This window comes from Serratia sp. N21D137, from assembly GCF_047530005.1.
Lineage (GTDB): Bacteria > Pseudomonadota > Gammaproteobacteria > Enterobacterales > Enterobacteriaceae > Chania > Chania fonticola_B.
Genome location: NZ_JBLJAJ010000018.1, coordinates 33153 through 56689 on the forward strand (window position 1 = coordinate 33153; position 23537 = coordinate 56689).

The 23537-nt window shown below is 53.0% G+C and carries 24 protein-coding genes and 2 tRNA genes; 14 read left to right on the forward strand and 12 right to left on the reverse strand.

The genetic code is table 11. The features are described 5' to 3' along the window. Positions 1–67: 67 nt before the first annotated feature. The 3 genes from ACMV5H_RS15200 to rnt all read left to right on the forward strand — a co-directional run bounded on the left by ACMV5H_RS15200 (position 68) and on the right by rnt (position 2633). Positions 68–1165 carry an alkene reductase gene (locus ACMV5H_RS15200; RefSeq protein WP_021178092.1) on the forward strand — a complete coding sequence of 366 codons (1098 nt, stop codon included), beginning with the start codon at positions 68–70 and terminating at the stop codon, positions 1163–1165. A gap of 310 nt (positions 1166–1475) precedes the next feature. Further along, positions 1476–1883 carry a lactoylglutathione lyase gene (gene gloA, locus ACMV5H_RS15205; protein WP_414822052.1) on the forward strand — a complete coding sequence of 136 codons (408 nt, stop codon included), beginning with the start codon at positions 1476–1478 and terminating at the stop codon, positions 1881–1883. A 69-nt stretch (positions 1884–1952) separates the two neighbouring features. Beyond that, positions 1953–2633 (forward strand): ribonuclease T, encoded by a 681-nt coding sequence (gene rnt / locus ACMV5H_RS15210; protein ID WP_021178094.1) that lies wholly within the window; start codon positions 1953–1955, stop codon positions 2631–2633. Between the two features lie 84 nt (positions 2634–2717). On the opposite strand, the gene ACMV5H_RS15215 is transcribed toward rnt, so the two are convergent. Beyond that, positions 2718–3065: a Grx4 family monothiol glutaredoxin gene (locus tag ACMV5H_RS15215; protein ID WP_172413932.1), complete on the reverse strand. Its 348-nt coding sequence runs from the start codon at positions 3063–3065 to the stop codon at positions 2718–2720. 410 nt (positions 3066–3475) lie between these two features. Here ACMV5H_RS15215 and ACMV5H_RS15220 point away from each other — a divergent pair, with 410 nt between their 5' ends. Both ACMV5H_RS15220 and sodB read left to right on the forward strand, forming a co-directional pair. Beyond that, positions 3476–4291 (forward strand): C40 family peptidase, encoded by an 816-nt coding sequence (locus ACMV5H_RS15220; RefSeq protein WP_021804551.1) that lies wholly within the window; start codon positions 3476–3478, stop codon positions 4289–4291. 214 nt (positions 4292–4505) lie between these two features. Further along, on the forward strand, positions 4506–5084 hold the full coding sequence (sodB, locus tag ACMV5H_RS15225) for a superoxide dismutase [Fe] (RefSeq protein WP_021178097.1): 579 nt from the start codon (positions 4506–4508) through the stop codon (positions 5082–5084). Positions 5085–5148: 64 nt separating this feature from the next. On the opposite strand, the gene ACMV5H_RS15230 is transcribed toward sodB, so the two are convergent. Then, positions 5149–5238, reverse strand: coding sequence for a YnhF family membrane protein (locus ACMV5H_RS15230; protein ID WP_158006235.1), 90 nt, complete (start codon positions 5236–5238; stop codon positions 5149–5151). Between the two features lie 324 nt (positions 5239–5562). Here ACMV5H_RS15230 and purR point away from each other — a divergent pair, with 324 nt between their 5' ends. After that, positions 5563–6588, forward strand: a complete 1026-nt coding sequence (gene purR, locus ACMV5H_RS15235) for an HTH-type transcriptional repressor PurR (RefSeq protein ID WP_021804552.1) — start codon at positions 5563–5565, stop codon at positions 6586–6588. A gap of 32 nt (positions 6589–6620) precedes the next feature. Here purR and punR read toward each other — a convergent pair whose 3' ends face one another. Next, positions 6621–7541: a DNA-binding transcriptional activator PunR gene (gene punR / locus ACMV5H_RS15240; protein WP_021804553.1), complete on the reverse strand. Its 921-nt coding sequence runs from the start codon at positions 7539–7541 to the stop codon at positions 6621–6623. Positions 7542–7666: 125 nt separating this feature from the next. On the opposite strand from punR, the gene punC reads away from it, so the two are divergent. Together punC and cfa are read left to right on the forward strand one after the other, a co-directional pair. Further along, positions 7667–8872 (forward strand): purine nucleoside transporter PunC, encoded by a 1206-nt coding sequence (gene punC, locus ACMV5H_RS15245; protein WP_059200715.1) that lies wholly within the window; start codon positions 7667–7669, stop codon positions 8870–8872. A 340-nt stretch (positions 8873–9212) separates the two neighbouring features. Further along, a complete protein-coding gene (gene cfa / locus ACMV5H_RS15250) occupies positions 9213–10364 on the forward strand; it encodes a cyclopropane fatty acyl phospholipid synthase (RefSeq protein ID WP_115158438.1) in 1152 nt (383 codons plus the stop codon). A gap of 40 nt (positions 10365–10404) precedes the next feature. On the opposite strand, the gene ACMV5H_RS15255 is transcribed toward cfa, so the two are convergent. Both ACMV5H_RS15255 and ACMV5H_RS15260 read right to left on the reverse strand, forming a co-directional pair. Then, on the reverse strand, positions 10405–10698 hold the full coding sequence (locus tag ACMV5H_RS15255) for an I78 family peptidase inhibitor (protein WP_179247409.1): 294 nt from the start codon (positions 10696–10698) through the stop codon (positions 10405–10407). A 36-nt stretch (positions 10699–10734) separates the two neighbouring features. Then, entirely contained in the window at positions 10735–11385 is a 651-nt protein-coding gene (locus tag ACMV5H_RS15260; protein WP_414822053.1) for a riboflavin synthase subunit alpha, read from the reverse strand. Between the two features lie 333 nt (positions 11386–11718). Between ACMV5H_RS15260 and ACMV5H_RS15265 the strand changes: the two genes are divergently transcribed. The 6 genes from ACMV5H_RS15265 to ACMV5H_RS15290 all read left to right on the forward strand — a co-directional run bounded on the left by ACMV5H_RS15265 (position 11719) and on the right by ACMV5H_RS15290 (position 16276). Further along, a complete protein-coding gene (locus ACMV5H_RS15265) occupies positions 11719–13095 on the forward strand; it encodes an MATE family efflux transporter (RefSeq protein ID WP_115158436.1) in 1377 nt (458 codons plus the stop codon). A 192-nt stretch (positions 13096–13287) separates the two neighbouring features. Beyond that, a tRNA-Val gene (locus tag ACMV5H_RS15270) sits at positions 13288–13364 on the forward strand. Between the two features lie 21 nt (positions 13365–13385). Further along, positions 13386–13462 (forward strand) — tRNA-Val (locus ACMV5H_RS15275). A gap of 122 nt (positions 13463–13584) precedes the next feature. Beyond that, positions 13585–13890: a cupin gene (locus ACMV5H_RS15280; RefSeq protein WP_414822054.1), complete on the forward strand. Its 306-nt coding sequence runs from the start codon at positions 13585–13587 to the stop codon at positions 13888–13890. A gap of 429 nt (positions 13891–14319) precedes the next feature. Continuing rightward, positions 14320–15732, forward strand: coding sequence for a pyruvate kinase PykF (pykF, locus tag ACMV5H_RS15285; protein ID WP_021178107.1), 1413 nt, complete (start codon positions 14320–14322; stop codon positions 15730–15732). Positions 15733–16039: 307 nt separating this feature from the next. Then, positions 16040–16276 carry a major outer membrane lipoprotein gene (locus ACMV5H_RS15290; protein ID WP_005165631.1) on the forward strand — a complete coding sequence of 79 codons (237 nt, stop codon included), beginning with the start codon at positions 16040–16042 and terminating at the stop codon, positions 16274–16276. A gap of 148 nt (positions 16277–16424) precedes the next feature. Here ACMV5H_RS15290 and ACMV5H_RS15295 read toward each other — a convergent pair whose 3' ends face one another. The 7 genes from ACMV5H_RS15295 to sufA all read right to left on the reverse strand — a co-directional run bounded on the left by ACMV5H_RS15295 (position 16425) and on the right by sufA (position 23313). Next, entirely contained in the window at positions 16425–17444 is a 1020-nt protein-coding gene (locus ACMV5H_RS15295) for a L,D-transpeptidase family protein (protein WP_414822055.1), read from the reverse strand. A gap of 281 nt (positions 17445–17725) precedes the next feature. Next, the gene (gene sufE, locus ACMV5H_RS15300; RefSeq protein WP_021804562.1) at positions 17726–18142 is read right to left on the reverse strand and encodes a cysteine desulfuration protein SufE; all 417 of its coding nucleotides are present in this window, start codon (positions 18140–18142) and stop codon (positions 17726–17728) included. 17 nt (positions 18143–18159) lie between these two features. Continuing rightward, a complete protein-coding gene (gene sufS / locus ACMV5H_RS15305) occupies positions 18160–19380 on the reverse strand; it encodes a cysteine desulfurase SufS (protein WP_209523580.1) in 1221 nt (406 codons plus the stop codon). Further along, a complete protein-coding gene (sufD, locus tag ACMV5H_RS15310) occupies positions 19377–20663 on the reverse strand; it encodes a Fe-S cluster assembly protein SufD (protein WP_179247406.1) in 1287 nt (428 codons plus the stop codon). Before sufD ends, sufS begins: the two co-directional genes overlap by 4 nt. Beyond that, a complete protein-coding gene (gene sufC, locus ACMV5H_RS15315; RefSeq protein ID WP_021804565.1) occupies positions 20638–21384 on the reverse strand; it encodes a Fe-S cluster assembly ATPase SufC in 747 nt (248 codons plus the stop codon). Before sufC ends, sufD begins: the two co-directional genes overlap by 26 nt. A 43-nt stretch (positions 21385–21427) precedes the next feature. Beyond that, positions 21428–22927 (reverse strand): Fe-S cluster assembly protein SufB, encoded by a 1500-nt coding sequence (sufB, locus tag ACMV5H_RS15320; protein ID WP_414822056.1) that lies wholly within the window; start codon positions 22925–22927, stop codon positions 21428–21430. Between the two features lie 14 nt (positions 22928–22941). Beyond that, entirely contained in the window at positions 22942–23313 is a 372-nt protein-coding gene (sufA, locus tag ACMV5H_RS15325) for a Fe-S cluster assembly scaffold SufA (RefSeq protein ID WP_021178114.1), read from the reverse strand. Positions 23314–23537 lie beyond the last annotated feature (224 nt).

A 23537-nucleotide genomic window follows, 5' to 3' on the forward strand; every position in this document is an offset into this window, starting at 1 on the left:
CCGAAAGACATTGTAGCGATATTGTTTATCATCACTAGTCGACTGGTCTAATACTATAGGATGCACTATGAAGATTGAAAAATTGTTCTCTCCGCTCAAAGTTGGCCACACCACCTTACCCAACCGAGTGTTCATGGCCCCGCTGACTCGTCTGCGCAGCATCGAGCCAGGTGACATCCCTACGCCGTTGATGGCGGAATATTATGCTCAGCGTGCCAGCGCTGGCCTGCTGATCACCGAAGCCACTCAGATTTCTTTCCAGGCAAAAGGTTATGCCGGAGCTCCTGGTCTGCATACGCCAGAACAAATCGCCGCGTGGAAAAAAATCACCCAGGCGGTACATGACAAACAGGGTCATATCGCTGTGCAACTTTGGCACGTAGGCCGCATCTCCCACTCAAGCTTGCAGCCGGGCCAGCAGGCTCCCGTCGCACCTTCAGCGATCAATGCCGAAACCCGCACCACGGTGCGTGATGAAACTGGTGCCTGGGTCCGTGTGCCAACCTCTACCCCACGTGCTTTGGAAACCAACGAAATCCCGGGGATCGTCAACGATTTCCGCCAGGCTGCGGCCAACTCGCGTGAAGCCGGTTTTGACTATATTGAATTGCATGCCGCGCACGGTTACCTGCTGCACCAGTTTATGTCTCCGGCGTCCAACCAACGTACTGACCAATACGGTGGCAGCATTGAAAACCGTACCCGTCTGACGCTGGAAGTGGTCGATGCCAGCATTGCCGAAATCGGTGCCGATCGCGTTGGTATCCGTATCTCACCGTTGGGCCCGTTCAATGGCCTGGACAACGGCGAAGATCAGGAAGAAGCGGCGCTGTATCTGATCGAAGAGCTGAACAAGCGCGGTATCGCCTACCTGCATATTTCCGAGCCGGATTGGGCCGGTGGCAAGCCTTACTCAACCGCGTTCCGCGATGCAGTAAGAGCGCACTTCCAAGGCGTGATTATTGGCGCGGGTGCCTATACGGCGGAGAAAGCGGAAGAGCTGATCGCCCAAGGCTTTATTGATGCCGTCGCCTTTGGCCGCAGCTATATTGCCAACCCAGATCTGGTGGAACGCTTTAAACAGCAGGCTCCACTCAACGAGCAGCGTGCCGATTTCTTCTACGGCGGCGGTGCCGAGGGTTATACCGATTATCCGACACTGTGACGCTCAGCTAAATAGGGGCGCTAAATACCGCAATACACTAAGCCTCTGACAGGTGGGGTCATACAGGTTAGCCGACCGTTGAGCGCATCGACGCGCGATACGAGCCTCCATGGAAGGATCCACGGCGTGTCGGCGTTCTGTATGGCTCCCGCCTGCTGCACTATTATTCGCAGCTATTTTTGTTTGTGACAACGTAACCTTCCCTATCACCAACCGCACGCGTTGAATTGCCTTATGCGACAAGGCTATACTGTCTGACGCTGTTCAAGTCACCTGCCGTCAGCCGCGGCATATCCAATCAGAGGAAATTATGCGCTTACTCCATACCATGCTCCGTGTCGGCGATCTGCAACGCTCCATCGACTTCTATACCAAGGTATTAGGCATGCGCTTACTGCGTACCAGCGAAAATACCGAGTACAAATACTCGCTGGCCTTCGTGGGTTATAGCAATGAAAGCGAAGGCTCGGTCATCGAACTAACCTATAACTGGGGCGTCGACAGCTACGACATGGGTTCCGCCTTTGGTCATCTGGCTCTGGGCGTCGATGATGTAGCCGCCACCTGCGACAACATCCGACAGGCCGGTGGCAAAGTCACACGCGAAGCCGGTCCAGTCAAGGGCGGTACCACCGTGATTGCCTTCGTCGAAGATCCAGACGGCTACAAGATCGAACTGATCGAGAACAAGCATGCAGGTCACGGCCTCGGTAACTGAGGTTTCTCCAGGGCGCGCCATGCGCCCTGCTTTCTATCTCCGCTGCACCAAGACAAGAAATTTGTCATAATGCGCGCTGAATTCGCTAAAGATAAGAAACTGATGGCCGAAAAAAGTGATCTTAACGCCCTGAGTGGCCGTTTCCGTGGGTTTTATCCCGTTGTTATTGATGTGGAAACCGCCGGGTTTCATGCTCAGACCGATGCGCTGCTAGAGATTGCCGCCGTCACGCTGAAAATGGATGAAAATGGTTGGTTACAGCAAGATGAAACGCTGCATTTTCACGTAGAACCGTTTGAAGGGGCGAACCTGCAACCGGAAGCGCTGGCCTTCAACGGTATCGATCCACATAACCCACTGCGTGGTGCAGTGAGTGAATATGATGCGCTGCATGCGATTTTCAAAGCCGTGCGTAAAGGCATTAAGGATCAGGGCTGTAACCGGGCGATCATCGTGGCGCATAATGCCAACTTTGATCACAGTTTCCTGATGGCCGCCGCCGAGCGCGCCAGCCTGAAACGCAACCCGTTCCACCCGTTTGCCACCTTTGATACCGCTGCGCTTAGTGGGCTGGTATTAGGGCAGACGGTGCTGGCCAAAGCCTGTATCGCCGCCGGTATGCCGTTTGATAGCAGCCAGGCACACTCAGCCCTGTATGATACCCAGCAAACCGCCCAACTGTTCTGTGAACTGGTCAACCGCTGGAAACGTCTCGGTGGCTGGCCGATTGCCAACGTTGAATCGCAATAGCTTGCTGGCAAACTGACAGACATAAAAAATCGGGCGGCACTGTTAAAGGTGCCGCCCGATTTTATTGGGTAAAACCCTGCGCCATTAAGGCTGCTGGTCTTCCTGATCTTTATACTTTTCGGCCGTTTCTTTGATCAACGGCTGCAGTTCACCACGCTGGTACATCTCGATGATGATATCGCAGCCGCCAACCAGTTCACCATCGACCCACAGCTGCGGGAAGGTTGGCCAGTTGGCGTACTTTGGCAGCTCAGCGCGGATGTCCGGGTTTTGCAGAATATCAACATAGGCAAAACGTTCACCACAGGCTGAAAGCGCCTGCACGGCCTGAGCAGAGAAACCGCAGCTTGGCAATTTCGGTGAGCCTTTCATATACAGCAGGATCGGGTTGGCAGAAATTTGCTGCTGAATTTTTTCAATCGTCGTCATTATTGCTTCCTCAAGCCACATCATGGCTACAACATGCATCACACTGGCTATTGTAGCGGCAGGACCGGTGCCAAGAAAACGCCATCTTTTGCAGGGACATTCTCTGATTGCCTCAGCAAAAGCGGCGGACACACCGAACCGGTTAAAACATGGCCCCAGAATAACATTTTTAATCGGGACGTTTCACTATTATCTTTGCCCTGCGCAATGCCGGCGAGCAATAAGCCAACCACATGATCTCTGTCGCTTTTTTAGGCGCCAGGCGTTTGATTTTGCAACAATAAAAATGCCATTAACGTTTTCTCACAATATGGATTAGTATTTATGAGATCCACGCTGTTTTATAGGGTGAATTTCGGGAATACTGTGACTCATTCGATTTCTGTTTCGGAGCCAAGGTTGGTAACGTCGATATGCGGTTAATTATTACACTTTTTGTGCTGCTATTTACGCAGCTCTTCTTCAATTTGGCGCACGCTGCGCCACAGGCACGTGTTTCTGCCGAGCAGCGCAAGAGTCACGTTAATGAAGCCCGGCCAGACGACCGCAAGAAAAAGAAAGCGGAGAAAGCCAATAAAAAAGTGAAGGCAGCCACCCCTCCGAAAACGCTAAAAACCAAACCAGCAACGATAAAGACCGCAAAAAAAACCACCAGCGTTAAAACTAAAAGCCAGGCAACCAAAACGGCCAAGCTAAAAGTAACTCCGCCTAAAAAAGGCTATAAAAAAGGTTATGGTCGCCATCGTGAAGAAGGCAAAGCTACGGCAAAATTGGCTGGCCGCGAAAAGCCGTTGAAACTTTCCGCCGCTCACAAAAAACGTTATCAGCACGCCAAGCAGACAGCCATGGCCAAGCTGATGGGGCAAATGGGTAAGCCCTACCGCTGGGGTGGGTCTTCACCTGGTACAGGCTTCGACTGCAGCGGGCTGATTTATTACGCGTACAAAGACGTGGTGAAAATTAAAATGCCGCGTACCGCCAACGAAATGTACCACCTGCGTGATGCAGCGCCGATCAAGCGTAATGAGCTTGAGAAAGGCGATCTGGTGTTCTTCCGCATCAACAACCGTGGCACCGCCGATCACGTTGGCGTCTATCTTGGTAACGGTAAGTTCATCCAGTCACCGCGTACCGGTGAAGAAATTCGCATCAGTCAGTTAGATAACGACTATTGGCAAAACCATTACATTGGTGCCCGCCGCGTAGTGACCCCTACCACCATCCGTTAACCTTTCACGGCTGAGCCAACTGCTCGGCCGTGCTCTCTATCACCCGCTGCAACTTTAAACAATCAGTCACTTGGCACACTTTGGATGTTCTTTTCGCTCGGAAAGTTGTTAAGATTAATAACCATAACAAAAGTGGTGCAATTGCGTTTTTCCGCCCTCGGCCCCTTAGGCCTGCAGCGTCGGAGAGGCGTATTGTCTATAAAAGGAGAAAGCAATGTCGTTTGAATTACCTGCATTACCATATGAGAAAAACGCTCTCGAACCGCACATTTCCGCAGAAACGCTGGAATACCACTATGGCAAGCACCATAACACCTACGTGGTTAACCTGAACAATCTGGTGAAAGGTAGCGAGTTCGAAGGCAAATCCCTGGTCGAGATCGTCAAGACCTCCACCGGCGGCGTGTTCAACAACGCCGCTCAGGTCTGGAACCACACCTTCTATTGGCACTGCTTATCACCGCAAGGTGGTGGCGAGCCAACGGGTGCAGTAGCAGAGGCCATCAATAAGTCATTCGGCTCCTTCGCCGCCTTTAAAGAGCAGTTCACCGATGCCGCCGTGAAAAACTTCGGCGCGGGCTGGACCTGGCTGGTGAAAAAAGCGGATGGTAGTCTGGCGATCGTCAGCACCTCAAATGCGGCAACCCCGCTGACCGGCGCAGACGTTCCGCTATTGACCGTTGACGTGTGGGAGCATGCTTACTATATCGACTACCGCAATGCGCGGCCAAAGTACCTGGAAAACTTCTGGGCGTTGGTTAACTGGGCATTCGTGGCAGAAAACCTGGCTTAACGGCGGGTAACTAGCTAATAATAAGGCGCGGCATCAAGCTGCGCCTTTGTTTTTCTGCTGCGGATCAGTTCAATGCGGCAATAAAACTGAAAGCAATAATCATTGCCAAAGCACCCACGGTGGTGAGTAATGACATCTTCAAATTGGTATCCATATACAACTCCCTCTCAGATTGGCTTTTCCAGAGCATAAGCCACACAGTTTATACGTCAAATCATTTTCCCACAGTTCGTGATTAAAATCTTGTTATGATTTCCCCGCTGATAATTACCGATTAGCTCTTCCACTTTTCTTCAATATGCGACAAAATCCGCAGTTCACAACTGCGTACCGATAAACTGCCCCTCCCTGTTCAAGCGATTTACGACTTCAGCACTAAAAACTCAGTTTTCGCTTATCTGGGGAAGGATCTACGCAGGCAAACGATTAACATCATACTTACATGCTGTAACATGTGGGTTTAGGAGTCATTTTTTACATGGCAACGATTAAAGATGTGGCCAAACGCGCTGGCGTTTCTACCACTACCGTTTCGCACGTTATCAATAAAACGCGTTTCGTCGCCGAAGATACCAAAACGGCCGTTTGGGCCGCCATCAAAGAGCTTCACTATTCACCTAGCGCCGTGGCCCGCAGCCTCAAGGTCAACCACACCAAATCGATCGGTTTGCTCGCCACCTCGAGCGAGGCCCCCTATTTTGCCGAAGTGATCGAAGCGGTGGAAAACAGCTGCTACAGCAAAGGCTATACCCTGATCTTGTGTAACTCGCACAATAATCTGGATAAACAGCAAGCCTATTTGGCAATGCTGGCGCAAAAACGCGTCGATGGCTTGCTGGTGATGTGCTCAGAATATCCAGATCAGCTACTGGGCATGCTGGAAGATTACCGTAACATTCCCATGGTGGTGATGGATTGGGGTACCGCGCGCGGAGACTTCACCGATACCATTATCGACAATGCCTTCGAGGGCGGCTACCTGGCAGGCCGCTACCTGATCGAACGTGGCCACCGTGACATCGGTGCCATTCCTGGTCAACTGGCGCGTAATACCGGTGGAGGTCGCCACCAGGGCTTTCTGAAAGCCATGAAGGAAGCCAACATCGAAGTGCGCGAAGAATGGATCGTGCAGGGGGATTTCGAGCCTGAATCTGGCTACAAAGCCATGCATCAGATCCTGTCGCAAAAGCATCGTCCAACCGCCGTTTTCTGTGGCGGCGATATTATGGCCATGGGGGCGATCTGCGCCGCCGATGAGCTGGGGTTGCGTGTACCGCAGGATATCTCGGTGATTGGCTACGACAACGTGCGTAATGCCCGCTACTTCACCCCGGCGCTGACCACCATTCACCAGCCGAAAGAGCGCCTGGGCGAGATGGCCTTTACCATGCTGTTGGATCGCATTATCAGCAAGCGTGAAGAATCGCAGGTGATTGAAGTGCATCCAAAACTCATCGAGCGCCGCTCAGTTGCCGATGGTCCTTTTGTCGATTACCGCCGTTAACTCCTGTTGGGGCGCTGCAATACTGCGCCCGATTAAGCACCCGACTCCTCTTCACTGAGCCATTCCTGATTGAGCGTTTCGCTGTCGCCCAGATAGTCCAACAGCCAGGCCATGGCCGGAGACTGGGCGTTTTGCTGCCAGGTCAAGCAGCAGGCGCTAGGCGGGAAAGGCTCATGCAGTGGTAATACCACCAGTTCGCCACTTTGTACCAACGGCAATACCCGATGCGCGGGTACCATGCCCACACACAGCCCGGCACGCAAACAATCTACCGCAGAAACCCAGTCTGGCACGGTCAATCGCCGCTGGTTGTCCAGCGACCAGGTCACCCGCTTGGGTAAATTGCGCGAAGTATCTTCCAACAGCAACGAGGGATAAGGTCGTAGCTGATCGTCTCGCAGCTTTCCTTGCAAGGCGGCCAGCGGATGTTTAGCATGGACTACGCAGAGCCAATTCATAAAGCCCATATCGCGAAAGGCAAAACCGCCGCCCACCGGCACCGCACGTGTTGCACCAATGGCCATCTCAGCGCGGCCATCGACCAGCGCATCCCACACGCCGTTGAAGACTTCCGGCTGTACCATCAGTTCCACGTCGGGAAAATGGCGATAAAAATCCAGCACCAGCTGGCGGCTGCGCTGGGGTTTGACGATCAGATCGACCGCAATCCGCAGTTGCCCGCGCCAACCGTTTGCCACCTGCTGACACTGCCGTCGGGTATCGAGCATTTTTTTGATAACAACTCGCGCCTCCTTAATAAACAGCGCCCCCGCTGGCGTGAGTTCCACATCGCGGTGACGGCGTTCAAACAAAGGCACTGCCAGCCATTGCTCCAGTTGACGCACCGTATAGCTCACAGCAGAAGGAACGCGGTGCAACTCCTGTGCCGCCGCGCTGAAACTGCCGGTCCGCGCTACCGCATCTACTACATCGAGTGAATATTCAGACCACACATGTTTGCCTTCAAATTTTTTAACAGCACCTTGCAAATATTACCGTTTCACAAGCAGAGATCCAGCCGTATACACTTGCCGGCGCTTCAAAACCTGCGACAACATAATTTTAACGAGAAATAGCAATGCGAAATTTTGGATTTATGTTCTACCTGGCCGGCCTGAGTATGTTGGGCTATCTGGCTACCGATATGTACCTGCCCGCCTTTGGGGCAATGCAGCAGGATCTGCAAATCTCCGCTGGGGCGATCAGCGCCAGCCTGAGTATCTTCCTGGCAGGCTTTGCCTTTGCCCAGTTGCTGTGGGGGCCGCTGTCCGACCGTATTGGCCGTAAGCCCGTGTTATTGATTGGCCTGGCGCTGTTCGCCGTCGGCTGCCTCGGTATGCTTTGGGTCGAGAACGTGGCACAGCTGTGGTCACTGCGCTTTATTCAAGCCATTGGCGTCTGTTCCGCCGCCGTCACCTGGCAGGCGATCGTGGTCGATCGCTACCGCGATGGCAAAGCCAACCGTGTTTTCGCCTCCATTATGCCGCTGGTCGCCCTCTCTCCGGCGCTGGCCCCACTGCTGGGTGCCTGGTTGCTCAACCATATGGGATGGCGGGCCATTTTCGCCGTGCTGCTGGGGATCACCGCCCTGCTGCTGATCCCCACCTTGCTGCTGAAAGACCGTAGCAGACTGGTACCTTCCGCCGATAAAAAGCCGAGCCTTGGCTTTATGCAGATCTTGAAATCCCCGGTGTTCAGCGGCAACGTGATGGTTTTTGCTGCCTGTTCTGCTGGCTTCTTCGCCTGGCTGACGGGTTCACCCTTTATCCTCGGCGATATGGGGTATAGCCCCAACGATATTGGTCTGAGCTATGTGCCGCAAACGCTGGCTTTCTTATTAGGGGGTTATAGCTGCCGTAGCGCCTTAAATCGCATCTCTGGCAAAACCTTGCTGCCGTGGTTGCTGTTAGCTTACGGTGTCAGCATGGTGGCGTTGTATCTGATCGCCACGCTAAGTGAGCCAACGTTGACCACTCTGCTGATCCCGTTCTGCTTTATGGCGTTAGTAAACGGTGCCAGCTATCCTATTTTAGTAGCCAATGCGTTGATGCCCTTCCCCAACAACAGTGGCAAAGCTGCTGCGCTGCAAAACACGCTGCAGTTGGGATTATGTTTTATCGCCAGCCTGTTGGTTTCGGCATTTATCGCCCAACCGCTGTTAGCCACGGCTACCGTAATGGTGGCTACCGTATTTTTGGCAGCCTTGGGTTATCTGATCCAGCGTGGGAAAGGAACGGATGAAACGCAGATGACACAGCAGAAGCGTGCCGACTCCGTGTCATAATTATCTCTGTAAATAGTCACTTAATGAAAATTCTTGCCGAGCGCGATTTGCAGTTGAGTCTACGCCTCGGCAAGCCTATACTCAAAAACGACCTTTTAGAATAACAGTTATACTAAGTTCTTATTGCAGCAACTGCTGCGTACGTGGATGGCATCACACTTTATTTAAGGTTGCATTTACCCGCGTCCTTTGACGCAGGGAGTCTCTTAAATTTCCTCTGTTCAAGTCGGATTTCAGACACCACGGTGAATTTTTACCGTAGGTATACGTATGTCCCTGTAGAAATTGTCTACGCTAAATTCTGCAGGATCATAAGTCAGAAGAAGGTGATGGAGAAGCTATGAGTTCATCGTGTATAGAAGATCTGAGCATCCAGGACAACCATTGGTATCGTATCGCTCATGAAATGCTTAGCATGGCCGGCATTGAAATCAATGGTTCACGCCCTTTCGATATTCAGATCAATAATCCCAATTTCTTTAAACGCGTACTGCAAGACGGCTCTCTGGGGCTGGGCGAAAGTTATATGGACGGTTGGTGGGAGTGCGAACGGCTGGACATATTTTTTCAGCGGGTTGTCGCAGCTGGCCTGGAAAAGAAACTGCCCCACCACCTGAAGGATATCTTGCGTATTGTCGCCGCCCGCCTGACCAACCTGCAATCCCAAAAACGTGCCTGGATTGTTGGCAAAGAGCATTACGACCTGGGTAACGATTTGTTTACCCAGATGCTGGATCCCTATATGCAATATTCCTGCGGCTATTGGCAACAGGCCACGACGTTGGAAGAAGCACAAGAGGCCAAGTTACGGTTGATTTGCGAAAAACTGCACCTGCAGCCCGGTATGCGGGTATTGGATATCGGCTGTGGCTGGGGCGGTCTGTCTGCTTATGCGGCCAAGCACTACGGCGTTTCCATGGTGGGCGTCACCATCTCCGCCGAACAGCAGAAAATGGCGCAAGAGCGCTGTGCCGGGCTGGACGTGGAAATTCTGCTGCAGGATTACCGCGATCTCTACCAGCAGTTTGACCGCATCGTCTCGGTCGGCATGTTCGAACACGTTGGGCCGAAAAACTACCGAACCTATTTCGAGGTGGTGGAACGTAATTTAAAACCCGATGGCATTTTCCTGTTGCATACCATTGGTTCCAACGAGACCGATATGAACGTTGATCCGTGGATCAATAAATATATCTTCCCCAACGGTTGCCTGCCGTCGGTGAAACATATTGCCCAGGCCAGCGAAGGCCGCTTCGTCATGGAAGATTGGCATAATATCGGCGCAGATTACGATCGCACCCTGATGGCCTGGTATGAACGTTTCAAACAGAGCTGGCCACAGCTGGCATCGCGCTATTCCGAACGTTTTGAAAGGATGTTCAGTTATTACCTTAATGCCTGCGCAGGAGCGTTCCGCGCTCGCGATATTCAACTTTGGCAGGTGGTATTCAGCCCTAAAGGCGTCGAAGGCGGTCTGCGAGTTCCCCGCTAAAATCCTTTACCCCAACCCACAGGGTTGGGGTAAAGGGTTATTAACCGCAATAAACGCGAATGATTTTGTCTTCACTGTCACCCAGGAAGTTCAAGCGCTTTAAATTGAAGTCCATGGTTACCATAGAGTTATAAGGAATAGTTCGTACCTGCTGGGGAATATTGACCCCGTCCAACGCTGACAGCGGTTTACCCACATAATTCTGATACTGCGATGCACCACAGGTATCATCTTCGGCCTCGGCAGACTGTGAGTTCGCCTGTTCCGGGGAGCTTGAACAGGCAGTCAGTGCCAACAGCGCCGCTAACATCATCGTTTTCCCGTAATACTTCACGTTTGGCTCCTATGTGTGGTTATTGGTGCACGGTTCTCAGACTTTGGGTACTGGCAGCTTGGTGACAGCTAACGCAGCCTCACGATTAGCCAATACGCGCTCGACGGTATCCACCACCGCCTGAGTTTGCGAATCGATTTCGATATTGACCTTATCGCCCAGACGCTTTTTACCCAGCGTGGTGCGCTCAAGGGTTTCCGGGATCAAATGCACACAGAAACGGTTATTGACCACCTCGCCTATGGTCAGGCTGATGCCATCGATGCCGATGAACCCTTTATGCAGCACATATTTCATCAAATCGATATTCGGCATACGCAGCCAGATCTGACGATTATTTTCCGAGGTATAAATCTTGGTGACTTCCGCCGTACAGATAATATGCCCGGACATCAGGTGTCCGCCGATTTCATCGTTAAACTTGGCGGCTCTTTCCAGATTGACCACATCACCCAGTTTAAGATCGCCAAGATTGGTCAACCGCAGAGTCTCTTTGATCAAATCAAAGCTGACGCGATTGCCTGCAATCTCCGTGACGGTCAGACAGCAGCCGTTGTGGGCTACCGAGGCCCCCAACTCCAGCCCTGGTAACAGCTCATCAGGCATTTCAACAACGTGGGTACGGAAGTTGGGTTTTTCATCAATGGCAACCAGCGGGGCGGTGCCTTGTACGATACCGGTAAACATGTTGGCCTCTTCTTTATGACTATGTTCAACGCGCTGTAAGCAGTTTGCCCCAGTTATGGCAGAAAACCAAACGCACAGCGACAAAAAAGCAGTGCTTGCCTAGTTTATATCCTGGGGTTAGCGTCCCCAGCTAACTGCGCTGTAGTTTCAAGGCGACGAATAGAGACTCTTGGATTTCAAGCTACAGCTTGAAAGACGACGAGTATAACTATTTCTTTACAACCTTTGCTTAACCCCGACTAGCAGGTACAATCTTTTCGGCATATTCCGCAGTTTTTAGTTGTTGCTGATGCAGCGACACCCCTTCCCATAAATAATTAGAAAGGTGTATACGTGCAGAAGTACTTTATTGAGGCGCGTAGTTTATTGGCCCTCGCAATTCCGGTCATCATCGCGCAAATATCCCAAACCGCAATGGGCGTGGTCGATACCATCATGGCTGGCTCTTATAGCGCCACGGATATGGCCGCCGTTGCCGTCGGGACCTCTATCTGGCTGCCGACCATTCTGTTCGGCCACGGTTTACTGCTGGCCTTGACCCCAGTTATCGCCCAGCTCAACGGCGCGGGCCGCCGCGATCGTATCGCGTATCAGGTGCGTCAGGGCTTTTGGCTGGCATCGGGGGTTTCACTCCTCATTATCGCCGTGATTTATAACAGCCAGTTGGTGATCGACATGATGCACAACATCGATCCGCTGCTGGCTGAAAAGGCCGTTGGTTTCCTGCATGCCATTATGTGGGGGGCTCCCGGCTATTTGTTCTTCCAGGTCGTCCGTGGTCAGTGTGAAGGCTTATCCAAAACCAAGCCCGGCATGGTAATAGGATTTTTGGGGCTGTTGATCAACATCCCGATCAACTACATAATGATTTTCGGCAAGTTTGGCATGCCGGAAATGGGCGGCGTCGGTTGTGGTGTCGCCACCGCCAGCGTGTATTGGATGATGTTCCTGATGATGCGCTGGTATACCAAACGTGCATCCTCGCTGCGGGATATCAAGCTGGAGGAAGGCGCACGCCGTGGCCCGGACTGGCAGGCGTTAAAACGCCTGATCGGCATTGGTCTACCGGTTGCCCTGGCCTTGTTCTTTGAGGTGACGCTGTTTGCCGTGGTGGCATTATTGGTTTCACCGCTAGGCATCGTTGCGGTTGCCGGACACCAGATTGCCCTGAACTTCAGCTCACTGATGTTTGTACTGCCGCTGTCGCTCGGCGTTGGGGCCACCATTCGCGTTGGGCACCGTCTGGGCGAAGGCTCGGTAGAGGGCGCTCGGATTGCCGCCTATGCGGCGATTGCCGTCGGCATCGCCATGGCCAGTTGCTCGGCGTTGTTCACCGCTGCCTTCCGCGAATCTATCGCCCTGCTGTATAACGATAACCCTGCGGTCGTGACCATGGCATCCCATCTGATGCTGCTGGCGGCGATTTACCAGATATCCGACTCTATCCAGGTGATCGGTAGCGGTATTTTGCGGGGCTATAAAGATACTCGGGCGATCTTCTATATCACCTTTGTGGCCTATTGGGTTCTCGGATTGCCCAGCGGCTATCTGCTGGCGCTGACGGACTACATCGTGCCGGCGATGGGGCCGAGCGGATTCTGGTTCGGCTTTATTATCGGCCTGACCTTCGCCGCCATCATGATGGTATTGCGGATGCGCTGGTTACAACGCCAACCCCCAGCGTTGATTTTGCAGCGTTCCACACGTTAATAGCGTTCGCCGGTTTGCCCCAGGCAAACCGGCGAGTTCCTCGCCAGCCATTGCAGAAAAAACCGCCTTACTGCACATAAGCTCAGCAATCGCGTGAAATACCGAATAAAATTGCGTTTTTCCCCTTGCCAGCGGCCAGGTTGCTCGTTAATATTCGTCCCCGCTGTCAGCCATGACAGAGAGGAAAAAGATGCGTCTGTAGCTCAGTTGGTTAGAGCACCACCTTGACATGGTGGGGGTCGATGGTTCGAGTCCATTCAGACGCACCAAATTCCTGAAAGTAGCACAGTGCGTCCGTAGCTCAGTTGGTTAGAGCACCACCTTGACATGGTGGGGGTCGATGGTTCGAGTCCATTCGGACGCACCACTTCTTGTTTCGCTTCCCAGTATTATCTCTCGCCTAACGGTAACCCAATTTAACAGTAATACCGGACAGAGCGTCAGCCCGTCGCGTATCATCAGCACAGTATCCTGATGGAGGTAATTTTGATGTCGGTTTTTAATTCACAGCTGCCGTTCGAACAACTCGACAATGGCCTCGCCCGCCGCCAAGGGCTAATGAGCGATGGAAGCACCGCCTGGGAAGTCAAGTTTGCCGCAGGCACCTTTGACCAACTGCAAAAACGCCCCTACCCCCAACACATCCGCGTCCTTTCTGGGATCTTCGAATTCACCGTCGGCAGTGACGTGCATACTCTGATGGCCCAGGAAACGTTGGCGATCCCTGCCACTACCGTTTTTGGCTGTTTCTGTCTGGATGACGGAGTCCTGCTGGAAATCCAGAAAAATGTTTGAAAACGCGATCGCCGTCACTTTATTTTTTTCGAAAACATAATCCGTTACAGTAATGCTAATTGCGCAACAAACCCGTTAGCAGGCGGCTTATTTGCGCCACATTTGCTGACTTTATGTACAAAACTGCCAACGACTGCGGTTTTTTGTTTTGTTTCCAGCCGCATAGCCTTATAATGCGCAACGTCTTTCAGTTGAATGGTTTCAGCCCTTGATCTGCGAAAACGCAATTACAAAAAATTCTCATCCTCGCTTTTTGCGCAGCCTACCCGCACCTGGGCATCGGCCGAATTTTTCCACCCCATTTCGACCAAGGTCACCTATCCTTAACTATGTTTTGCATTGCCAGGCACAGCCCAAATCCCTTACCGATGGCCTAGCCACCGGTACCGTTAGTTTTATAATCCATCACAACTTGCAGAAAAAATCGTCATGAAAAAGACCAAAATTGTTTGTACTATCGGCCCGAAAACCGAGTCGGAAGAAATGCTGACCAGCCTGCTGAACGCGGGCATGAACGTAATGCGCCTTAACTTCTCCCACGGCGATTATGAAGAACACGGTAACCGTATCAAGAACATGCGTGCGGTGATTGCCAAAACCGGTAAAAATGCCGGTATCCTGCTCGATACCAAAGGCCCGGAAATCCGTACCATGAAACTGGAAGGCGGCGTTGATGCAGCCCTGGTTGCTGGCCAGACCTTCACCTTCACCACCGACCAGAGCGTTATCGGCAACAACGAACGCGTTGCGGTGACCTACCCTGGCTTTGCTGCCGACCTGAAAATTGGCAACACCGTGCTGGTGGATGATGGCCTGATCGGTATGGAAGTGACTGCGGTTACCGAAAGCGAAGTTGTTTGTAAGGTACTGAACAGCGGCGATCTGGGCGAAAACAAAGGCGTTAACCTGCCGGGCGTATCCATTCAGCTGCCAGCGCTGGCCGAAAAAGACAAACGTGACCTGATCTTCGGTTGTGAGCAAGGCGTAGACTTCGTTGCGGCTTCCTTTATCCGTAAGCGTTCCGACGTGCTGGAAATCCGTGAGCACCTGAAAGCTCACGGCGGCGAAAACATTCAGATCATCTCCAAGATCGAAAACCAGGAAGGCCTGAACAACTTCGACGAGATCCTCGAAGCGTCTGACGGCATCATGGTAGCTCGTGGCGATCTGGGTGTTGAAATCCCGGTTGAAGAAGTGATCTTCGCGCAGAAGATGATGATCGAGAAGTGTAACCGTGCACGCAAAGTGGTTATCACCGCGACCCAGATGCTTGATTCAATGATCAAGAACCCGCGCCCTACCCGTGCAGAAGCCGGTGACGTTGCCAACGCCATCCTGGACGGTACCGATGCGGTGATGCTGTCTGGTGAAAGCGCCAAGGGTAAATACCCGCTGGAAGCCGTTACCATCATGGCAACCATCTGCGAACGTACCGATCGCGTGATGCCTAGCCGTATCGACACCCTGAACGACAACCGTAAACTGCGTATCACCGAAGCGGTGTGCCGCGGTGCGGTAGAAACTGCTGAAAAACTGGACGCGCCACTGATTGTGGTTGCCACCAGCGGCGGCAAATCAGCCAAATCCGTGCGTAAGTACTTCCCTAACGCCGTGATCCTGGCGCTGACGACCAACGAAGTCACTGCCCGTCAGCTGATCCTGAGCAAAGGTATCACCACTCAGATGGTCAAAGAAATCGCTTCTACCGACGACTTCTACCGCATTGGTAAAGAAGTTGCTTTGGCCAGCGGCCTGGCACAGAAAGGCGACGTCGTGGTGATGGTTTCTGGTGCTCTGGTACCAAGCGGCACGACCAATACTGCCTCGGTTCACGTGCTGTAATAATAAACGTGACAACCAGTCTGTGACCCAAACGCCGCTTAGCGGCGTTTTTTTTATCTGCAATAACGCACTTTCAGAAAAACGCAACCATTAAAGCGGTTTATTTCGCCAATTTCATTTGAGAGTTGTCCCATAGAATCAGGCTGTTTTCCTTCGATTTTTTAACTATTTTGCAAAAGAAGATGCAAGTTTGAGCGAACGATCAAAATAAAGGGCCCTAATACAAAAAATTTATTCTCTTTCGAAAAAAGTTTGTGTAATACTTGTAACGCTACATGGAGATTAACTCAATCTAGAGGGTGTTATAATGAATCGTACTAAACTGGTACTGGGCGCGGTAATCCTGGCTTCTACTATGCTGGCTGGTTGCTCAAGCAACGCTAAAATCGATCAACTGTCTTCTGACGTTCAGACTCTGAACGCTAAAGTTGATCAGCTGAGCAACGACGTGAACGCAATCCGTTCTGACGTTCAAGCAGCTAAAGACGACGCAGCGCGCGCTAACCAGCGTCTGGACAACCAAGCACACGCTTACAAAAAGTAAGTTTGCTTCGGTTATTGAAAACGGTGCACATTGTGCACCGTTTTTTTTTGCCTATAAATTCCCCTGCACATCACCCCATCCAATACCTTAGGCACAAAAAAAGGGCCAGGCTCAATGCCGGACCCCATGACTTTCGCACCATCAAGGTTTAGTTCACTGAGCTAATCGGTGCACCAGACTCGCCAGAGGTATCAGCACCCTCACCAGGAAGTGCTGTAGGCGGTGTAGTGACCTCGGAAGGGTCTTGCCCTACACTGACCAGCACTGGCATGCCAGAACGCCGTACGATGGCGTTGTCGAGCATTGCCTTATCGGTCTGTGGATCGGCAGCAAAGGCTTTCTGATTTTTAGAAAGCGCGATTGGCATGGTCTGCGGATCGTCACTGGCCACTCTGGACAATGGCTGGTGCACTTCTACATAGCGTTTGCCGTCTGGCTCAACGGAGACTTTCAGCGGTTCATTGACGATTTGCACTCTGGTGCCCTGTGGCACCTGGTTGAACAGCGCTTCGATATCGTCCAGGCGCAGGCGGATACAGCCTGAGCTCACACGCATCCCGATACCAAAGTTGGCATTGGTGCCGTGGATCAGGTATTCACCGTGCCCCATGGCCAGACGCATGGCAAACAACCCCATCGGATTCTCTGGCCCGGCTGGTATTACCGCAGGCAAAGTCACGCCCTGTGACTGGTAGCGCTTGCGGATGTTGGCAGTGGGCGTCCAGGTTGGATTCGGGATCTTCTGGCTGACCGAGGTCACCTTCAGCGGCGTATTCATACCGGTCTGGCCAATACCGATCGGGTAGACGATCACCTTATCTTCCCCTTTCGGGTAATAGTACAAGCGCAGTTCCGCCAGATTGACCACAATGCCTTCACGTGGGGTATCCGGCAGCAGCATCTGTGTCGGGATCGTCAGCGCCGACCCCGGTTTAGGCAGATAGGGATCGGTACCCGGGTTGGCTTCCAGCATGCCCAATAGCCCAATCTTGTAGTCAGCCGCAATGGCTTCCAGCGAACGGCCATCGTTTGGCACGTTGTAAATCGTATTCTCACCAATCAGACGGCTGCCTGGCGGCGGCAATGGGTATTCGTTCGCACTGGCGGCCTGGGTGCCGGTCAGTACAGTGGCGAATAGCACGCCCATTAGAGTCAACGCACGTTTCATTCTGATCCCTATTGTTATTACGGTTCATTGCAAGGCTAGCGATCGCTGGCCAGCAGGTAAATAAGATAAATGCTCGTTCGATATTAGCAAGATCCGATTTAAAGGCAATAAATTGCAAAAAATCAACATGTTATAACGTAATCAAACGCAGGAATTGTCAATGACTCGTCAACGGGTAAGCGGCTGAAATACTTATGATTTGTAGAAAAAAGGCGGGGTTTGGCTGGATTTGTAAAGGCTCATTGACATAGCGTGCCATCAATAAGCCTTGGGATATCCGGTCAGGCGAGCTGTGCCGCTTTACCGCGAATAGCGCGGATCATCGCCTCCAAACCTTGAGAACGAGAAGGCGTCAGATGTTGGCTCAAGGCCAGTTCGCTGAAGAATGGGCGTATATCCAGATCGAGGATTTGCTGCGGCGTAAGCTCATGATAAACAATAAACACCACCGCCAGCAGCCCCTTGACGATAGCAGCATCGCTATCGCCATGAAACTCAACCTGCCCTTGCGCGTTGTTACTCATCACGATCCAGACCTGGCTTTGACAGCCGGAAATCAGGTTGGCCGCCTGCCGCTCGCTTTCATCCAGCGGTGGCAACTGGCTACCCAGTTCGATCACATACAGGTACTTCTCCTCCCAGTTCAGGCAGCGGGAAAAATTACGCACCAATTTATCTTTGTCTGGCAAATGCGCCATGGGGTTCCCTTTAATGATTAGCCTAACAAGCTGTGGATGCGCTGCAAACCGGCGACCAGCCGATCCACTTCCTCGCGGGTATTGTACAACGCCAGCGAGGCACGGCACATACTTGGTACCTGGTAGAACTCCATCAGCGGCATGGCGCAGTGGTGCCCAGTGCGGATCGCAATGCCGTATTGATCCAGAAAACTGCCCACGTCGTAGGCATGATGTTCACCCAGGTTAAAGGCAATCACGCCGGCACGTTGCGCAGGGCCATAAATCTTCAGCGTTGGCACCTGCTGCAGTCCATCCAATGCGTAGCGCATTAGAGATTGCTCGTGATCGTGGATATTTTCCAGCCCCAGAGCCTCGACATAGTCGATGGCAGCCCCCAGCCCCATCATACCCGCCGTATTAGGTGAACCGGCCTCAAACCGCCATGGCGGCGCTGCAAAGGTAGTGCCTTGCGTCAGGCTGACACGTTGGATCATCGCGCCGCCGCCTTCCCATGGTGGCATCTGTTCCAGCAACGACTGCTTGCCATACAGAATGCCGATACCGCTAGGCCCGTAGAGCTTGTGGCCAGAGAACACATAGAAATCGCAGTCAAGCGCCTGGACATCGATACGCTGATGCATCACCGCCTGAGCCCCGTCCACCAGCACCTTCAGCCCAGCAGCTTTGGCCACGGGAACGATCTCATGCAGTGGGTTGACGGTTCCCAACACGTTCGATACCTGGGTAATCGCCAACAGCTTGGTGGAGGCATCGATCAGACCCGGCAGTTGCGCCAGGTCCAGGGTGCCGTCTGGCTGCAATGGCCAGATACGCAGCGTGATGCCTCGCTCTTGCGCCAGCATTTGCCACGGCACAATGTTGGCGTGGTGCTCCATCTCGGTGATGATGATGCTGTCGCCCGCCGTCAGCAAATGGCGGCCAAAGCTGTTAGCCACCAGATTGATGCCTTCGGTGGTGCCTTTGACGAACACGATTTCTTCCGCCGAGCCCGCATTGATAAAGCGCGCCACTTGCTCACGCACGCCCTCCATCTGCTGGGTAGCTTCGGCGCTCAACGTATGAATGCCGCGGTGAACCGCGGCATAACCGTGACGGTAGAAATCCAGTTCGCGGTCAATCACGCTCTGCGGTTTCTGCGCGCTGGCAGCACTGTCCAGATAAGCCAACGGTTGCCCATTGACCTCCCGAGCCAGCAGGGGAAAATCACTACGTACCCGTTCCAGGGGATAACTCATGCCGCCTCCTGGGGTAAACGATCGGCGATACGCGCCAGCACCAACTCCCGAATGACCGGGTCGGCAATGCCCTCCGTCAGTTCAGCGGCAAAGGCAAAGATGATCATCTGCTGCGCCGCGTGCTTATCAATACCGCGCGATTGCAGATAGAACAGCTGTTCTTCATCGATCCGGCCCACGGTGGCACCGTGGCTGCATTTGACATCATCGGCGTAGATTTCCAGCTGCGGTTTGGTATCGACCTCCGCCACCTTGCCCAACAACAGATTGTGGTTGTTCATCTGGCCGTCGGTTTTGATCGCGTGCTGCGCGACCTTGATCATGCCGTTAAATACCGCCTTGGCCCGATCGCTGACCACCGTTTTGTGCAGTTGGCGGCTTTCACAGTAGCCTTTGTTATGTTCCAGATAGGTACGGGTATCGCATACCTCTTTACCTACCGGCAGCACCAGGCTGTTGATGACCAGATTGCTCCCCTCACCGTTTAACTGTGCACTGGTGTGGTGGCGTGTCAGCCCCGCTCCCAACAGGAAGCTGTCGCTTTTAACCCGCGCATCGCGGCCAACCAGCAGGTCGTTATGGGCAAAGTGATAACTGGCCTGGCTCTCAAACGCCAGTTTGCAATGATGCAGCTCGGCATTATCACCCACCGTCACGGTCAGGCGCGCACCGGTGAAGTGGGCCGCAGCGCTGACGCTGGCATAGTGTTCGATGACCGAAGCTCGTGCACCACTTGCAATCTCCAGGTGGTGCCGGTGATGCAGCGTATTCACTTCTCCGGGCTGCTCGCGACCAGTGCTGAGATGCAACAGATAGAGCGGTTTAGCCGGAGCTTTGCCTGCCGCCAGGCTAATCACACTGGTTTCCTGCGCCAGGCTTTCGGTCAAATGCAGAAAAATTTCTGGCTGGATCGGTTCTGGCAGCGTTATTGGCGCATCATAGGTCACCCTGTTCAACTGGTAGTCACCAAGATCCTCATCGCTCAATTGCGGACATAAGCGCCCATCGACAAACACCAAGCGATACGCATCAATCTTCAACGCTAACTGGTCACGCTGCTCCTCGCTAATCACGTGGTCTACAGGCTCCAGAAACTGCTGCTCCAACAAGCCTTCCAGCGGGGTATATTTCCAGTTTTCCTGCTTGCGAGTCGGCCAGCCTTGGCGCAAAACCTGCTGCCAATGGGCTAACGCATGCGCAGACTGCTCGCCGCCGCGGGCTTCGAACAGGCTGTACATCTGCTGTAGTGCCCGTGAATTACTGTTGGTCGGAAAGCCAGCCATAGCCCTGCTCCTCCAACTGTTTCACCAATGAGAAATCACCGGACTTCACGATGCGCCCCTGGGAAAGCACGTGAACGTAATCCGGTTTGATGTAATCAAGAATGCGCTGATAGTGGGTGACAATAATAAAGGCGCGCTTGCCGTCACGCAGCGAATTGACGCCGTTGGCGACGATCTTCAGGGCATCGATATCCAGCCCGGAATCCGTTTCATCCAGAATGCACAGCTCCGGCTCCAGCGCCGCCATTTGCAGGATGTCGTTGCGCTTCTTCTCACCGCCGGAAAAACCGACGTTGACCGAACGGGTCAACAAATCCGCTGGCATATTCAGCAACTCGATCTTCTGTTCGATAAAGTCGGCGAAGTCGAAGCGATCCAGCGCCTCTTGGCCACGGTAATTACGCACCGCATTCACCGAGGTCTGCAGGAAGAAATGGTTGCTGACGCCGGGGATCTCTACCGGATACTGGAACGCCAGGAATACGCCCTCACCGGCCCGATCCTCAGGAGCCAGCTCCAGCAGATCTTTGCCTTTAAACGTCACTTCCCCTGCGGTGACCTCATACTCTTCCCGGCCAGCCAGCGTGGCGGAAAGCGTGCTTTTGCCAGAGCCGTTGGGTCCCATAATGGCGTGCACTTCGCCCGGTTTGATGTCCAGGCTCAGCCCCTTGAGGATCTCATTACCTTCGGCGCTGACGTGCAAATTCTTGATACTTAACATGCTGTGTCCTCTAATCGCGCTGCTGCGCTATAAATACGGGTGCTTAACCGACGCTGTGTTCCAGGCTGATAGCCAGTAACTTCTGTGCCTCTACGGCAAACTCCAGCGGCAGCTCGGAGAACACGTCCTTGCAGAAACCATTGACGATCATCGAGATGGCGTTATCTTCGCTGATGCCCCGTTGCAGGCAGTAGAACAGTTGGTCGTCACCAATCTTCGAGGTGGTAGCCTCATGCTCAAGCTGGGCGCTGTTATTGCGCGTCTCCACATAAGGGAAGGTATGCGCCCCGCTATTGGGCCCGATCAGCATCGAGTCGCACTGAGTAAAGTTACGGGCGTTTTCCGCCCCGGGCAGGATCTTCACCAGCCCACGATAGGTATTTTGGCTGTGCCCAGCGGAGATCCCTTTGGCAATAATGGTCGACTTGGTGTTTTTACCAATGTGGATCATCTTGGTGCCGGTATCCGCCTGTTGGTAGCCGCTGGTCAGCGCCACCGAGAAAAACTCACCGATCGAGTTGTCGCCCTGCAAGATCACGCTTGGGTATTTCCAGGTGATGGCCGAGCCGGTTTCCGACTGTGTCCAGGACATCTTGGATCCTGCGCCTTCACACAGCGCCCGCTTGGTGACGAAGTTGAGAATACCGCCCTTGCTTTCGCCGCCGCCGGAGAACCAGTTTTGCACCGTGGAATACTTCACTTCGGCGTCTTTATGCAGGATCACTTCAACCACCGCCGCGTGCAGCTGATAGCTGTCGCGTACCGGCGCTGAGCAGCCTTCGATGTAGCTGACATAGCTGCCTTCATCGGCAATCAGAATGGTGCGTTCAAACTGGCCGGTTTTCGCGGCGTTAATACGGAAATAGGTGGAAAGCTCCATTGGGCAGCGCACACCCTTCGGCACGTAGACAAAGGTGCCGTCAGAAGCCACTGCTGCGTTAAGTGCGGCAAAAAAGTTGTCGTTATGTGGCACCACTCGGCCCAGATATTTACGTACCAAGTCTGGATGGTCGTGAATGGCCTCACCGAACGAGCAGAAGATCACCCCACTCTCTGCCAGCTTTTCACGGTAGGTGGTCGCGACAGAAACCGAGTCGAAAATGGCATCTACCGCCACTTCGCTACCTTCACGCACCGGTACACCCAACTGATTAAACGCCAGTTCAACCTCGCTGGTCAGGTAGCCGTTCTCCGAACTGGCACCAGGCTGCTGCTCCGCCCCAGGCTGAGAACCGCAGGAGTCATCACAGCTACCGCAGGACGGCGCTGAATAGTAGCTGTAATCCTGATAGTTAAGCTTGTCATAGTTGGCTTTCAGCCAGTGTGGCTCTTCCATTTGCAGCCAGGCACGGTAAGCCTCCAGGCGGAATTCCAGCATCCACTCGGGTTCGTTACGCTTGGCAGAGATGGCGCGTACCACCTCTTCGTTGATACCTTTGGCCAACTCCTCGGTGGCCAGTTGGGTAAAGAATCCTTCCTTATAGCGACCTTCGCTGACCCAAGCCGGTACATCTTTCGCTGTTTCTACGTTGCTTCGTGTCATGTTGATTGCATCGCTTAAACGCCAAAGCTCTCACCGCACCCGCAGGCGTTCTGAGCTTTAGGGTTATTAAATTTGAACATCTGATTCAGCCCTTCCCGAACAAAATCTACCGTGGTGCCATCGATAAACGGCATCGCTTTGAGCGGCACGAACAGCTTGGCCCCGTCACGTTCGAACAACAGATCGTCGCTGGCCGGTTCGCGGGTCAAATCCAGCACGTAGGCAAAGCCCGCACAGCCGGATTGTTTGACGCCGAGTTGCAGCCCTTTCACCTGAGCATCCTGCTGCATGAGTCTGATTATCTGCTTCACCGCGCTGTCGCTCAGCGAAATGCCTTGCCAGACGTTGTCTGCCAAAGAAAAAGTACCAACATCTTCCGTATGCATATGGCCTACCTCACATTCGTGTTTACTACAGCCGATCTGGCTTACCGCCCATGTTAGTGATAATGATTATCACTTCAACCTTTTGTTTTGCGGGGGTATTTACCAAACGCCCGGATTTACGCTCGGCAACACGATAAATCGATGGCGTATCCAAGCAAAATAGATATGGGGATAATTTTTATCCCTCTGAATTGATAGCAATTCATCATATCTCGTACGGCTTA

Bases quoted from the DNA above. Each gene is read 5' to 3' on its own strand.
- sufS (WP_209523580.1), bottom strand. From the start codon at position 19,380: ATGAGTTATCCCCTGGAACGGGTACGTAGTGATTTTCCCCTGCTGGCT.
- sufA (WP_021178114.1), bottom strand. From the start codon at position 23,313: ATGCATACGGAAGATGTTGGTACTTTTTCTTTGGCAGACAACGTCTGG.
- ACMV5H_RS15230 (WP_158006235.1), bottom strand. From the start codon at position 5,238: ATGGATACCAATTTGAAGATGTCATTACTCACCACCGTGGGTGCTTTG.
- ACMV5H_RS15295 (WP_414822055.1), bottom strand. From the start codon at position 17,444: ATGAAACGTGCGTTGACTCTAATGGGCGTGCTATTCGCCACTGTACTG.
- gloA (WP_414822052.1), top strand. From the start codon at position 1,476: ATGCGCTTACTCCATACCATGCTCCGTGTCGGCGATCTGCAACGCTCC.
- sufB (WP_414822056.1), bottom strand. From the start codon at position 22,927: ATGACACGAAGCAACGTAGAAACAGCGAAAGATGTACCGGCTTGGGTC.
- sufD (WP_179247406.1), bottom strand. From the start codon at position 20,663: ATGGCTGGCTTTCCGACCAACAGTAATTCACGGGCACTACAGCAGATG.
- sufC (WP_021804565.1), bottom strand. From the start codon at position 21,384: ATGTTAAGTATCAAGAATTTGCACGTCAGCGCCGAAGGTAATGAGATC.
- rnt (WP_021178094.1), top strand. From the start codon at position 1,953: ATGCGCGCTGAATTCGCTAAAGATAAGAAACTGATGGCCGAAAAAAGT.
- ACMV5H_RS15290 (WP_005165631.1), top strand. From the start codon at position 16,040: ATGAATCGTACTAAACTGGTACTGGGCGCGGTAATCCTGGCTTCTACT.
- purR (WP_021804552.1), top strand. From the start codon at position 5,563: ATGGCAACGATTAAAGATGTGGCCAAACGCGCTGGCGTTTCTACCACT.
- sufE (WP_021804562.1), bottom strand. From the start codon at position 18,142: ATGGCGCATTTGCCAGACAAAGATAAATTGGTGCGTAATTTTTCCCGC.
- sodB (WP_021178097.1), top strand. From the start codon at position 4,506: ATGTCGTTTGAATTACCTGCATTACCATATGAGAAAAACGCTCTCGAA.
- cfa (WP_115158438.1), top strand. From the start codon at position 9,213: ATGAGTTCATCGTGTATAGAAGATCTGAGCATCCAGGACAACCATTGG.
- pykF (WP_021178107.1), top strand. From the start codon at position 14,320: ATGAAAAAGACCAAAATTGTTTGTACTATCGGCCCGAAAACCGAGTCG.
- ACMV5H_RS15220 (WP_021804551.1), top strand. From the start codon at position 3,476: ATGCGGTTAATTATTACACTTTTTGTGCTGCTATTTACGCAGCTCTTC.
- ACMV5H_RS15280 (WP_414822054.1), top strand. From the start codon at position 13,585: ATGTCGGTTTTTAATTCACAGCTGCCGTTCGAACAACTCGACAATGGC.
- punC (WP_059200715.1), top strand. From the start codon at position 7,667: ATGCGAAATTTTGGATTTATGTTCTACCTGGCCGGCCTGAGTATGTTG.
- ACMV5H_RS15200 (WP_021178092.1), top strand. From the start codon at position 68: ATGAAGATTGAAAAATTGTTCTCTCCGCTCAAAGTTGGCCACACCACC.
- ACMV5H_RS15260 (WP_414822053.1), bottom strand. From the start codon at position 11,385: ATGTTTACCGGTATCGTACAAGGCACCGCCCCGCTGGTTGCCATTGAT.